Raw genomic sequence first — 12,967 nt, 5'->3', positions numbered from 1 at the left:
GGCGCGGCGGCCGCCCAGCGGCTCAGCACATCCCCAACCTGGCTGTAGTGCGCGCGCTCGGCCTCGCTGACCAGCACGGTCACGTCGCTGGCGGCCATCACCGCCAGTTCGCGCGTGCGGGTGCGCCCGGCATTGCGCAGCAGCCCGGCATCGCCAGCCAGTTCGGCGCCGCGGCGCTCGCGCAGGTAGTGCAGGTCCACGGTATCGAACACCCGCCGCGCATCCGGTGCGTAGCGCTTCAGCAGCGGCAGGCACTCGCTGGCCACGTGGTGGCGCACCATCATCACCACCGCAAAGCGCGACCCGTGCTCGCGCAGCCACGCGCCGACGCCCTCCAGGAACGGTGCGTACCAGACTTCCACGCCCAGCGCCTGCAGTGCTTCGGTGGGCGCGCCGGCATGTTCGCGCAGGGTTGGCACGAATACCACGTGCAGGCCTTCGGCCAGCAGCATGCGGATCAGGTTGTACTGGCGCAGCGAACCGGAATCGCGATCCGGTTGCGGCACGCGTTCGTCCAGGATCAGCACCTGGCGTTGGTGGCGGTGCAGCAACGCCGGCGACGGCACGCTGCCGGGGGCCGGATGCCGGGCCAGCACCTGCGCCCACCGGGCCGCGAACACGCCCTGGTTGCGGACCTGGTAGGCCTTGATCCCGCTGCCGGTATCGGTGCCGTTGCTGGTGCCTTCGTCATGCACCACCCGGCTGGCCGGTTGCACCAGCACCCGGCGGCCGGCGGCGCGCACGGCAAAGGCCAGGTCGGTGTCTTCGTAATAGGCCGGACGGTAGCGCGTATCCAGCCCGCCCAGCTGGTCCCACAGCGCACGCGGCAGCATCAACGCGGCGCCGGAACAGTAGTCCGCATCGCGCAGCGCGCGATAGCGCGGGTCGTCAGGCGATTCGAAGCGGCCGTAGCTCCATGCACTGCCGTCGCTGAACACCACGCCGCCGGCCTCCTGCAGGCGGCCGTCGGGATACAGCAGCTGTGAGCCGACCAGGCCGGCCTGCGGGACCTTGTCGAACGTCTCCAGCAGCGCATCCAGCCAGCCGGGCTGCGGCACGGTGTCGTTGTTGAGCAGCACCACGAAGGCGCCGCGCGAGCGCGCCACGCCGTCGTTGCAGGCCTCGATGAAGCCGCCGTTGGCCGCCCGGACTTCGTAGCGCAGCCCCTGCACCTGCGGCATCCACTGCAGGGTCTCGTCGCTGCTGCCGTCGTCGATGACCAGGATCTCGCAGGCCACGTGCGGCGGGTGGGCCGCCAGAGCGCGCAGGCAGGCCAGGGTGTGGGCGGCATGGTTGTACACCGGGATCACAATGCTGACCCGTGGCTCAACGCTGCACGGCACCGCGAACGGCGCGAACGGGGCCGCCGCTGGCAGGTACAACGGGGCGCGCTGCAGCTCGGGCAGGGGCTGCGCATGGACCCGGATACGCTGCCAGGTGGCCCGCCAGCCCCGGGTGCGCAGGCTGGCCACGCTGCGCCGGAACAGGCCGATCATGCGGTTCAGGAAGTAGCGTGCATCGGCCAAGGATGTCGACATCCCGTTACAACTCCAGCTAAGCGGGGAAAACCGGGGGACACGCGCGCTACCGTGGCTGCGCTAGACTCGCCGGACTTTTACATTCTTGCATGCCCGTGCCCCCACGCTACGATTCCGACGACAACGACGCGTTCGAGGACGACACCGACAGCCGCTGGCCGCTGTGGCGCCGTCGCCTGATCACCTGGGGCATGGCCGCCGTGGCGCTGGCGCTGGGTTTCCTCATTCCCTATACGGTGTACCTGAACACCCAGGTCACCCAGCGCTTCGGCGAACTGCGCTGGCAGATTCCCACCCGTGTCTACGCACGGCCGCTGGCGCTGGCGCCGGGCGTGGCCATGGATACGCAGACGCTCAAGACCGAACTGGCGGCATCGGCCTACCGCGATGACGGCACCGGCAAGGCGCCGGCCACCTTCAGCCAGGACGGCGGCCGCTTCGTGGTGTCCAGCCGCGGCTACAACGACGTCGACGGCAAGGTCGCGCCGCGCCGGATCGAGCTGAGTCTGTCCGGTGGCCAGATCGCCTCGCTGCGCGACGCAGACAGCCGCAAGGCGCTCAAGGCCGCGCGGCTGGACCCGGCGCGTATCGCCACCCTGTACGGCCAGAAGCAGGAAGAGCGCCGCCTGGTCCGGCTCGAAGACACCCCCGAGCTGCTGGTCACCGGCCTGCAGGCGGTGGAGGACAAGGATTTCAACCGGCACCATGGCATCGACCTGAGCGGCATCGCGCGCGCGGTCTGGGTGACCGTGCGCTCCGGCGGCCAGAGCCGCCAGGGCGCTTCCACGCTGACCCAGCAGCTGGCCCGCAGCGGCCTGCTCGGGATCGGCAAGGAACAGACCGTCACCCGCAAGTTCAACGAGGTGCTGTACGCGCTGATCATGGAGGCGCGCTACGACAAGCGCACCATCCTGGAGGCCTACCTCAACCAGGTGTACCTGGGCCAGCGCGGCAGCCAGGCGATCCACGGCATGTCCTCCGGCGCCGAATTCTGGTTCGGTCGTGACCTGTCCTCGCTCAACACCGAACACATCGCGCTGCTGATCGGGCTGGTCAAGGGGCCGTCCTACTACGACCCGCGCCGCAACCCCGAGCGCGCGCTGGACCGGCGCAACTTCGTGCTCGGCAAGCTGCACGAAAACGGCCTGATCGACGACGCCGAGCTGCAGCGTGCGCTGAAGGCGCCGCTGGGCGTGCCGAAGAACCCCGGCCTGATCGCCGCCAACCGGTTCCCGGCCTATGTCGACCTGGTGCGCCGCCAGCTGGGCCATGACTACCCCGAAGCCGTGCTGCAGGGCGCTGGCCTGAGCGTGATGACGGGCATGGCGCCCTCGGCCCAGGCCTATGCCGAAGGTGCGGTGACCAAAACGCTGAAGTCGCTGGAAAACAAGCGCCGCCCCGAACTGCAGGCCGGCCTGGTGCTGACCGACGTGCACAACGGCGACGTGCTGGCCGTGGTCGGCAGCCGCGATGTGTCCGAGCCGGGCTTCAACCGCGCCATCGAAGCGCAGCGGCAGGTCGGCTCGCTGCTCAAGCCGTTCGTGTACCTGCTGGCGCTGGCGCAGCCGGACAAGTATTCGCTGGCCACCTTCGTCGATGATTCGCCGGTGACCGTGCAGCTCAGCCGCGGCAAGCGCTGGACCCCGGGCAATGCGGACAACCGCAGCCACGGCACCGTGCGCCTTGTCGACGCGCTGGCCAATTCCTACAACCAGGCCACCGTGCGGGTGGGCATGCAGGTGGGCCCGGAGCGGGTCACCCAGCTGATCCACGTGCTGGCCGGGTTGAAGGCCGAGAGCAATCCCTCGGTGATCCTGGGCGCGACCGACCAGAGCCCCTATGCGATGGCGCAGCTGTACCAGTTCCTGGCGTCCGGTGGCGAGATCCAGCCGCTGCACGCCGTGCGCGGCGTGCTCGATCCGCAGGGCAAGCTGCTCAAGCGCTATGACAAGACCCCGGCGCCGGCCCAGGAAGGCGACTCCATCGCCGCCAACCTGATCAGCATCGGCCTGCAGCAGGTGGTGTCCAGCGGCACCGCCGCGCGCCTCAACGCCGATGGCCTGTCGCGCCTGCAGGCGGCCGGCAAGACCGGTACCTCCAACGATGGTCGTGACAGCTGGTATGCCGGCTACACCGGCGACCACCTGGCGGTGGTCTGGATGGGCAACGACCAGAACGAGCAGACCGGCCTGTTCGGCGCCACCGGCGCCATGCGGGTATGGTCGGGCATCTTCAGCCGCCTGCCGAGCGCGCCGTTGAAGGTCAGCAACAAAGGCCTGGACTGGCAGCCGGTGGAAGCCGGCGGCACCGCCGCCACCGACGAGTCCTGCCCGGGCGCGCGCCGCTTCCCGTTCGTGGTCGGCTACGCGCCGGCCTACGCTGCCTGCGTGGCCCCCACCGCATTGCCGGAGGGCGAAGGCGGCGAGGGTGGCGAAGGCGGTGGCTGGCGCAGCTGGTTCGGCCTGGACAAGAAGCCCGAACCGGCCGCCGAGCCGGCGCAGGCCGCCCCCGCGGCCACTCCCCCCGCTCGATGAAGCGCAACGCAAGGCAGCTCCGCATGACGACTTCCCGCACCGTGATCCGTACCGCTTCCGTGCTCGCGCTCGGCCTGGCGTTGGCCGCCTGCGTGTCCACCGCGCCGCCGGTGAAGCCGCCGGTCGACACCACCACGCCGGCCCAGCGCATGGCGGCCGTGGATGCCAGCGCCGGCAAGGACGACAAGGAGCTGGATGTGCAGCCGCTGCGCGATGCCGGCATCGAGGACCTGCGCGTGGTGGCCAAGGCCAAGCGCCAGGCCAACGACCTGGCCGGTGCGGCCGACGCGCTGGACCAGGCGCTGCTGATCAACGAAGGTGATCCGTCGATCGTGCAGGAACGCGCGGAGATCGCGCTGCTGCAGGGCGACTGGGCCCGCGCCGAAACGCTGGCCCGCAAGGCGGTGGAGCTGGGCTCGAAGACCGGCCCGTTGTGCCGCCGCCACTGGGCGACCATCGAACAGGCGCGCCTGGCGCGCGGCGAGAAGGAAAACGCGGCATCGGCGCACGCCCAGCTGGAAGGCTGCACGGTGCCGGGCATCAAGCGCTATTGAAACGGTGCCGGCCAGCGGCCGGCACTACAATGACGGCATGTCCCGCCTTGCCCACGCCAGCAGTGAAGCCCTCAGCGAGGGTGGCACGCTCGCCAGCCAACTTGATGCCTTCGTCGCCCGTCCGGCGCAGCTGCGCCTGACCACGGCCATCGCCGAAGCCTTCGACCAGCGCGAGGTGCTGCTTGCCGAGGCCGGCACGGGCACCGGCAAGACCTTCGCCTACCTGGTGCCGGCGCTGCTGTCGGGGCTGAAGACCATCATTTCCACCGGTACCCGCGCGCTGCAGGACCAGCTGTACCACCGCGACCTGCCGCGCGTGCGTGCCGCGCTCGGGGTGGGGCACAGCAGCGCGCTGCTCAAAGGGCGGTCCAATTACCTGTGCCGGTACCGGCTGCAGCAGGCGCGCGGCGAGCCGCGCTTCACTTCGCCGCAGGAAGTGGCGCAGTTCCAGCGCATCCTGGCCTGGTCGGGGCGTACGAAATTCGGCGATATGGCCGAACTGGAAGCGCTGCCCGATGATTCGCCGCTGTACCCGATGGTCACCTCCACGGTGGACAACTGCCTGGGTACGGAGTGCCCGTTCTGGGATGACTGCTTCGTAGTGCAGGCGCGCCAGCGTGCACAGGCGGCCGACGTGGTGGTGGTCAACCACCACCTGCTGCTGGCCGACCTGGCGCTCAAACAGGAGGGCTTCGGCGAAATCCTGCCGGGCGCGCAGGCGTTCGTGATCGACGAAGCGCATCAGTTGCCGGAGCTGGCCGCCAATTTCTTCGGCGAAGGATTCGGCATGCGGCCGTGGCAGGAGCTGGCGCGCGACTGCCTGGCCGAGAGCCGCAGCGTGGCCGGTGCGCAGGCCGCGCTGCACGCGCATGCCGGCGCGCTGGAGCAGACCCTGCGCGAGCTGCGCACGGCGATGGACGGCCTGCCCGCGCGCGGTACCCAGTGGCGCGCCCTGGCGGTGCCGCAGGTGCGCGATGGCTTCGATGCCGCGATGAGTGCGCTCGTGGCGCTGCGCGACGTACTGGATGGCGTGCGCGCGTCGTCGCCCGGCCTGGATGCCTGCCACGCGCGGGCGATGGAGGCGGTGTCGCGGTTGTCGCGCTGGTTGGGCGATGATGCGCCGCTGCTGGACTTCGATACCGAGCCGGAGCAGGTTCCAGCACCGGCCGAGGTGCTCTGGTATGAGCTCACCCCGCGTGGCTTCCGCTGCCAGCGCACACCGATGGATGTGTCCGGGCCGCTGCGCGAGCACCGCCAGCGTTCGATGGCGGCGTGGATATTCACCTCGGCCACGCTGACGGTGGACGGCAGGTTCGAGCACATCGCCCAGCGGCTGGGCCTGGACGACCCGATCACGTTGCTGCAGCCCAGTCCGTTCGACTGGGCCCGGCAGGCGCTGTGCTATCTGCCGACCGACCTGCCGGATCCGGCCGCGCGCGGCTTTGGTACCGCGCTGATCCGCGCGCTGACCCCGGTGCTGGAAGCATCGGGCGGGCGCGCATTCCTGTTGTTCGCCTCGCATCGCGCATTGCGCGAAGCCGCCGAAGCACTGCGCGACGCGCCGTGGCCGTTGTTCGTGCAGGGTGAGGCGCCGCGCGCCACGCTGCTGCAGCGCTTCCGCGAATCCGGCAACGGCGTGCTGCTGGGCTCGGCCAGCTTCCGCGAGGGCGTGGACGTAGTGGGCGATGCGTTGAGCGTGGTGGTGATCGACAAGCTGCCGTTCGCCGCGCCCGATGACCCGGTGTTCGAGGCACGGCTGGATGCCATCCGTCGCGATGGCGGCAACCCGTTCCGCGACGAGCAGCTGCCGCAGGCGGTGATCGCGCTCAAGCAGGGCGTGGGGCGGCTGATCCGCAGCGAGACCGACCGGGGCGTGCTGGTGCTGTGCGACCCGCGCCTGGTCAGCCGCAGCTACGGCCGCACCTTCCTGGATTCGCTGCCGCCGTTCCGGCGCACGCGCTCGCTGGGCGATGTGCAGACCTTCTTTGCGCCACAATGGCCTGCCACTGCTGCCGACACCGGGACTGCCAGTCCCGCCGCGGTTGCCGATGCCTTTCCTACTTCCCTGTTCTGATCCCCATGAAACTGCTCGCCTTTGAAACCGCCACCGAAGCCTGCTCCGTTGCCCTGTACGTGGATGGGCAGGTGCGTGAGCGCTTCGAGATCGCCCCGCGCCGCCATGCCGAACTGAGCCTGCCCTGGGCCGAGGAACTGCTGGCCGAGGCCGGGCTGGCGCGCTCGCAGCTGGATGCGATTGCTTTGGGGCGGGGGCCGGGCGCGTTCACCGGCGTGCGGCTGGCGATTGCCATCGCGCAAGGCATCGCGCTGGCGCTGGATCGCCCGTTGATCCCGGTCTCCACCCTGCAGGTGCTGGCGCTGCGCGCGCCGGCTGAAGCCATCCACGTCCTGAGCAGCATCGATGCGCGCATGGGGGAGGTCTATGCGGCGCGCCACGTGCGCGTGGATGGCCAGTGGCAGCTGCAGGGCGAGGAAGTGGTGTGTGCGCCGGAGGCCGTGGAACTGCCCGATGGCACGCGCTGGTTTGGTGTCGGTACGGGCTTCGGTGCGGCCGAGGGCGTGCTGGCCACGCGGCTTGCCGATCAGCTGGACGGTGTTGACGCGCAGGCATTGCCGCGTGCCTCCGACCTGCTGGCGCTGGCGGTGCCGATGTTCGAGCGCGGCGAGGCGATGGCCCCGGAGCTGGTTGAACCGGCTTACCTGCGCAACAACGTCGCCCTGACCCTGGTCGAACAGCAGGCTGCGCGGGCGGCAAAGCAGCGCTGATCAATCAGAGCGCCCGGAGCCGAGCCGGCCTTACCGGTCGTCGCGCAACTCGCCGCCGGGCAGGAACACCCAGGTCCGGGTGACCTGCAGTATATCCACGCCGTCATCGGTCTTGGGCAGCGGCGGGAACGGCTGGGCCAGGCGGATGACCCGCAGCGCGGTTTCATCCAGCAGCGGCGTGCCGCTGCTGCGCAGGATCCGGCTGCTTTCCACGCTGCCATCGCGGCGCACGCCCACGGTGATCACCACCTGGCCGCCCAGCCGGCGCTGGCGCGCCTCGTCGGGGTAGTTGAGGTTGCCCACGCGTTCGGCGCGGTCCACCCACGCGCGCAGGTAATTGGCGTAGGCGTATTCGCGGGTGCTGGCCGACACGAACTTGCGGTTCGGGCGCTTGGCGTACTGCGCCGAACGCAGGTGCACCTCGGCGGCCAGCCGGGCCATTTCGGCATCGCGCTGTTCGCGCGCGGTCATCGCCGCGTCCGGCTGCGGATGCTCCGGCAGTGGCTGTGGCTGTGCCTCGGCGATCGGGTCGGGGCTGTTGCGGCTGGCCACCACCCGCGCCTGCGGCGGTGGCGGGCGCGCGGCATCCTGGCGCTGCTGCGGCACCGGCGACAGCCCGGCCTGGGGCTGCGGCACGATCCCGGTCTGGTTGTCACGCGGGCGCTGCGCCTTGTCGTGGTCGCCGCCGCCCTGCTGGTTGGCCTGGGCCAGGAAGTCGGCCTGCCTGGGGGTCAGCGGGGTCTGGGTCTGGCTGAAGATCACGTCCAGGGTCGGCACCAGCGCGGCATTGTCGCTGACCGCGAAGCCCACCCCCAGGATCAGCAGCGCATGCACCAGCGCCGACAGCGCGAGGGTCGCGCCCAGGCGCTGCGATTCGCGGGCCTGCAGGGGCACCATCGGAGCGACCGCCGTACTCATTGCGCCAGGCTGGCCTCGATCGCGTCGAACAGGGTGCCGGCGATGTTCAGCCCGAACTGCGCATCCAGTTCGCGCACGCAGGTGGGGCTGGTGACATTGACCTCGGTGAGGTAATCACCGATCACGTCCAGCCCCACGAAGCGCATGCCACGGCGCTTCATCTCCGGCCCGACCTGGGCGGCGATCCAGCGGTCGCGCTCGCTCAGCGGGCGGCCTTCGCCGCGACCACCGGCGGCCAGGTTGCCGCGGAACTCGTCGCCCTGCGGAATCCGCGCCAGGCAGTAGTCCACCGGCTCTCCGTCGACCAGCAGGATGCGCTTGTCGCCGGCGGTGATGTCGGGGATGAATTTCTGAGCCAGGGTCAGCCTGCGCTCGCCATCGGTCAGCGTTTCCAGGATCACGTTGAGGTTCGGATCACCGGTGCCGCTGCGGAAGATCGAGCGCCCGCCCATGCCGTCCAGCGGCTTGAGCACGGCCTGGCCATGTTCCAGCACGAACGCCTTCAGGTCGGCGTGGCGGCGGCTGACCAGGGTCGGCGGGCAGCACTGCGGGAAGAGCAGGGCGGCCAGCTTCTCGTTGTAGTCGCGCAGGCCCTGCGGATCGTTCACCACCAGCGCGCCCGCCTGCTGGGCCACGCCCAGTACCTGGGTGTCGTAGATGAATTCGGCATCCACCGGCGGATCCTTGCGCATCAGCACCACCTGGCCGGGGCCGAAGGTGGTCTGGCCGAATTCGCCCAGCGTGAACCAGTCATGCTTGTCGTCGCGCACCTGCAGCGGGGCGGTACGGGCCACCGCCACCCCGTCGCGCAGCGCCAGCCCGCCGGGGCTGACGTAGTGCAGTGCATGGCCACGGCGCTGGGCTTCCAGCAGCATGGCGAAGGTGGTGTCCTTGGCGATCTTGATATGGGCGATGGCATCCATCACCACGATGACGTTCAACGGCATGGTCGCAACCTGGCGGGCAGGCGCTGATGGTAGCGGCAATGCGCCCGTATTGCCTGCCCGGAGCGGCGGAACGCAGCGTCCGGCGGTCTTCACGCTTTGCGCAGTTCCGGGCCGGGCCGGTTCGCGGGGGGCGCTCCCGGCTTGGCTTGGGAAGCACACCCTTGATGACGGCCGCGTGGTGGGATATAGATACGCTTTCGCAGCGGCGCCGGACCAAAGCAGAAGCGTCGCGCGCTCGGGGAAAGGTAATGACTGAAAACATGGCTGCGGGTGGGGAACTCGCAGGGCTCAGGGTGATGGTCATCGATGATTCGAAGACCATCCGCAGAACGGCCGAAACGCTGCTCAAGCGTGAAGGCTGCGAAGTAGTGACCGCGACCGATGGTTTCGAGGCGTTGGCGAAGATCGCCGACACACAGCCGCAGATCATCTTCGTGGACATCATGATGCCCCGTCTCGACGGGTATCAGACCTGCGCGCTGATCAAGAACAACCAGCTGTTCAAGGCCACGCCAGTGATCATGCTGTCGTCCAAGGACGGCCTGTTCGACAAGGCGCGCGGTCGCATCGTGGGCTCGGAGCAGTACCTGACCAAGCCTTTCACGCGTGAAGAACTGCTGGGTGCCATCCGCACATACGTAAACGCCTGACCAGGGGGGAAAGGCACAATGGCTCGAATCGTTCTGATCGAGGACTCACCGACCGACCGGGCGGTGTTCATCCAATGGTTGACCAAGGCCGGGCACGAAGTGCTCGAGGCCGGCAACGCCGAGGACGGGATCAAGCTCGTCCAGGAACACCAGCCGCAGCTTGTGCTGATGGACGTGGTGCTGCCGGGCATGAGCGGCTTCCAGGCGACCCGCGCGCTGAACCGCGATGAGAAGACCAAGGCCATCCCGGTGATCATCGTCAGTACCAAGGCGATGGAAACCGACAAGGCCTGGGGGCTGCGCCAGGGCGCGGCCGCCTATGTGGTCAAGCCACCGCGCGAAGAAGACCTGATCGCGCAGATCAATGAACTGCTGGTGTCCTGATGCGTTCTCCCTTCGACATCCTTGAAGCCTACGAACGGCGCAGCCTGGCCCATGCGGTGCAGCTGCCCGAGCGGCAGTTCGCCCAGGACCTGTGGCGCGGCGTCGGCTACCGGGTTGGCAAGCGCCACCTGGTCTCGGACTTCCGCGAGGTGGTCGAAATCGTGCCGATGCCGCCGATCACCCCGGTGCCTGGCGCGCAGCCGTGGCTGCTGGGCGTGGGCAACCTGCGCGGCAACCTGTTCCCGGTGGTCGACCTGAAGTACTTCATGGAAGGCGAGCGCACCGTGCAGCAGGAAGGCCAGCGGGTGCTGATCATGCGCCAGGCCGGCGGCGACGTTGCCCTGACCATTGATGAACTGTTCGGCCAGCGCAGCTTCCAGCTGGACCAGGACATCGAGAGCGGCGACCTGGCCAGCGGCCGTTACGCCCATTTCATCGACCGCGCGTTCCATGGCGACGGCCACGACTGGGGCGTGTTCTCGCTCTCGCTGTTGTCCCGTACCCCCGAATTCAGGCAGGCCGCGGCGTGAACGCTGCAGCCTGCCTCACTGCATTGAAGATCGAGGTTGAACGATGAGTACTTCTTCGGAAACCGCCAAGGCCGGCAAGCTGGGCACGGTAGGAACCAATTTCTGGCTGGGTCTGCTGGCCCTGTCGATGATCGTGTTCGGCGTCAACACCGGTGTGGCCACCTGGCAGGGCAGCCGCCTGGCCGGTGCCAGTACCGGCGCGGCCGATCTCCAGGTGCTGTCCCAGCAGTTGGCCAACCAGGGCCGTGAAGCGGTCTCGGGCAACGCCCAGGCCTTCACCGCCTTCAAGGACACCAAGGCGCGCATCGAAAGCACGGTGAGCAGCCTGCAGGGCCGCTACGGCAGCGAAGCCAACGTGTCCGGTCCGCTCAACCAGCTGACCCAGACCTGGGAGCCGCTCGGCAAGAGCGCGGCGCAGCTGGTGGCGAGTGAACCGGCGGTGCTGGCCCTGGCCGGCAACGCCAACAACTTCGTCAACGGCGTGCCTGCCCTGCAGGCCCAGCTCAACGAAGTTGTGCGTGCCATGTCGGCCAGCGGCGCCCCGGCCTCGCAGGTGTATAACGCCCTGCAGCAGGTCGTGGTGGTGGGCTCGATGGCCCGCCGGGTGACCGAAATGCGCGCCGGTGGTGGCAACGCGGCCGCTGCGGGCGATGCGCTGGCCCGCGACTCCGTGGTGTTCACCCAGGTGCTGGATGCGCTGCGCAACGGCAATGACGAACTGGGCATCGCCCCGGTCCGCAACGCCGCCGCGCTGGGCGCGCTGGAGCAGTCGCAGAAGCAGTGGGACACGATGAAGCAGGACGCTGACGCGATCCTGGCCAGCTCGCGCCAGCTGTTCTCGGCGCAGTCCTCGGCCGCGGCGCTGACCGCCGGCTCCAACAAGATGCTGGATGACAGCAAGAAGCTGTTCGAGGCGTTCTCCTCGTTCGGCTCGGTGCGCGACACGCGCCTGTTCCCGAACTTCTGGCTGGGCGTGATCTCCGGTGCGCTGTCGCTGATCGCCATCATCGGCTTCGTCAGCAGCACCGTGCGCAGCCGTTCGCGCGAGCAGGAACTGCGCTACCAGACCCAGGTGGAATTCAACAGCCGCAACCAGCAGGCCATCATGCGGCTGCTGGACGAAATCAGCTCGCTGGGTGAAGGCGACCTGACGGTCAAGGCCTCGGTGACCGAGGACATGACCGGCGCCATCGCCGACGCAATCAACTACGCCGTGGACGAACTGCGCCACCTGGTGACCACCATCAACGACACGTCGGCCAAGGTCGCCGTGTCCACCCAGGAAACCCAGGCCACGGCCATGCAGCTGGCCGAAGCGGCGGGCCACCAGGCCAACCAGATCACCTCGGCATCGGACCGCATTGGCGAAATCGCGTCGAGCATTGAACAGGTGTCGCGCAACTCCGCCGAGTCGGCCGACGTGGCACAGCGCTCGGTGGTCATCGCCGCCGAAGGTGCCGGCGTGGTGCGTGAAACGATCCAGGGCATGGACCAGATCCGCGACCAGATCCAGGAAACCTCCAAGCGCATCAAGCGCCTGGGCGAGTCCTCGCAGGAAATCGGTTCGATCGTGGAACTGATCAACGACATTTCCGAGCAGACCAACATCCTGGCGTTGAACGCCGCGGTGCAGGCGGCCTCGGCCGGTGAAGCCGGCCGTGGTTTCGCGGTCGTGGCCGACGAAGTGCAGCGCCTGGCAGAGCGCACCTCCGGTGCGACCCGCCGAATCGAGAACCTGGTCCAGGCCATTCAGGCCGATACCAACGAAGCGGTCAGCTCGATGGAGCAGACCACCGCCGAAGTGGTGTCCGGTGCACGCCTGGCCGAGGATGCCGGCACGGCGCTGACCGAAATCGAACGCGTGTCCAACGCGCTCAACAACCTCATCAAGAACATCTCGATCGCCGCCCAGCAGCAGTCGTCGGCCGCGTCGGACATCACCCGCACCATGGGCGTGATCCGTCAGATTACCGGCCAGACCTCGCAGGGCGCGGGACAGACCGCCGAGTCGATCGGTCATTTGGCACAGCTGGCGGCCGACCTGCGCCGCTCGGTTGCCGACTTCAAGCTGCCGGCGTGAGCCGCGGGCAGGGCGGAGAGGGAAGGAATCAGCAGATGATGCATCGCG

Annotated in this window: 11 protein-coding genes; 8 read left to right on the top strand and 3 right to left on the bottom strand. The window is 68.8% G+C overall.

The features are described 5' to 3' along the window. Nucleotides 1-1,538: glycosyltransferase family 2 protein (locus KVS69_RS05500; protein ID WP_217537427.1), on the bottom strand; the 1,538-nt coding region annotated here is incomplete at its 3' end. 95 nt (nucleotides 1,539-1,633) lie between these two features. Between KVS69_RS05500 and mrcB the strand changes: the two genes are divergently transcribed. From mrcB to tsaB, 4 genes are read left to right on the top strand one after another with little or no spacing between them, the layout of a single operon-like run. Beyond that, nucleotides 1,634-4,072: a penicillin-binding protein 1B gene (gene mrcB / locus KVS69_RS05495; RefSeq protein ID WP_217537431.1), complete on the top strand. Its 2,439-nt coding sequence runs from the start codon at nucleotides 1,634-1,636 to the stop codon at nucleotides 4,070-4,072. A 23-nt stretch (nucleotides 4,073-4,095) separates the two neighbouring features. Further along, nucleotides 4,096-4,626, top strand: a complete 531-nt coding sequence (locus tag KVS69_RS05490) for a hypothetical protein (RefSeq protein ID WP_217537426.1) — start codon at nucleotides 4,096-4,098, stop codon at nucleotides 4,624-4,626. 37 nt (nucleotides 4,627-4,663) lie between these two features. Continuing rightward, complete coding sequence (locus KVS69_RS05485) at nucleotides 4,664-6,700, top strand: ATP-dependent DNA helicase (RefSeq protein ID WP_217537425.1); 2,037 nt, start codon at nucleotides 4,664-4,666, stop codon at nucleotides 6,698-6,700. 5 nt (nucleotides 6,701-6,705) lie between these two features. Beyond that, nucleotides 6,706-7,410 (top strand): tRNA (adenosine(37)-N6)-threonylcarbamoyltransferase complex dimerization subunit type 1 TsaB, encoded by a 705-nt coding sequence (tsaB, locus tag KVS69_RS05480; protein WP_217537424.1) that lies wholly within the window; start codon nucleotides 6,706-6,708, stop codon nucleotides 7,408-7,410. A 30-nt stretch (nucleotides 7,411-7,440) separates the two neighbouring features. On the opposite strand, the gene KVS69_RS05475 is transcribed toward tsaB, so the two are convergent. Further along, the gene (locus KVS69_RS05475; RefSeq protein WP_068853723.1) at nucleotides 7,441-8,328 is read right to left on the bottom strand and encodes an energy transducer TonB; all 888 of its coding nucleotides are present in this window, start codon (nucleotides 8,326-8,328) and stop codon (nucleotides 7,441-7,443) included. Continuing rightward, entirely contained in the window at nucleotides 8,325-9,275 is a 951-nt protein-coding gene (gene gshB, locus KVS69_RS05470) for a glutathione synthase (protein ID WP_093533781.1), read from the bottom strand. The genes KVS69_RS05475 and gshB overlap by 4 nt, the downstream gene beginning before the upstream one ends. A gap of 248 nt (nucleotides 9,276-9,523) precedes the next feature. Between gshB and pilG the strand changes: the two genes are divergently transcribed. The 4 genes from pilG to KVS69_RS05450 are packed head-to-tail and all read left to right on the top strand — an operon-like array spanning nucleotide 9,524 to nucleotide 12,919. Then, nucleotides 9,524-9,925 (top strand): twitching motility response regulator PilG, encoded by a 402-nt coding sequence (gene pilG / locus KVS69_RS05465; protein WP_068853721.1) that lies wholly within the window; start codon nucleotides 9,524-9,526, stop codon nucleotides 9,923-9,925. 18 nt (nucleotides 9,926-9,943) lie between these two features. After that, nucleotides 9,944-10,309, top strand: a complete 366-nt coding sequence (locus tag KVS69_RS05460) for a response regulator (RefSeq protein ID WP_068853720.1) — start codon at nucleotides 9,944-9,946, stop codon at nucleotides 10,307-10,309. Continuing rightward, complete coding sequence (locus KVS69_RS05455) at nucleotides 10,309-10,839, top strand: chemotaxis protein CheW (RefSeq protein ID WP_068853719.1); 531 nt, start codon at nucleotides 10,309-10,311, stop codon at nucleotides 10,837-10,839. Before KVS69_RS05460 ends, KVS69_RS05455 begins: the two co-directional genes overlap by 1 nt. A 43-nt stretch (nucleotides 10,840-10,882) precedes the next feature. Continuing rightward, nucleotides 10,883-12,919 carry a methyl-accepting chemotaxis protein gene (locus KVS69_RS05450; protein ID WP_184126770.1) on the top strand — a complete coding sequence of 679 codons (2,037 nt, stop codon included), beginning with the start codon at nucleotides 10,883-10,885 and terminating at the stop codon, nucleotides 12,917-12,919. Nucleotides 12,920-12,967 lie beyond the last annotated feature (48 nt).

Origin of the sequence: Stenotrophomonas sp. GbtcB23, assembly GCF_019091045.1 — a bacterium.
GTDB lineage: Bacteria > Pseudomonadota > Gammaproteobacteria > Xanthomonadales > Xanthomonadaceae > Stenotrophomonas > Stenotrophomonas rhizophila_A.
This window is presented reverse-complemented; position numbering and strand designations above follow the sequence as displayed.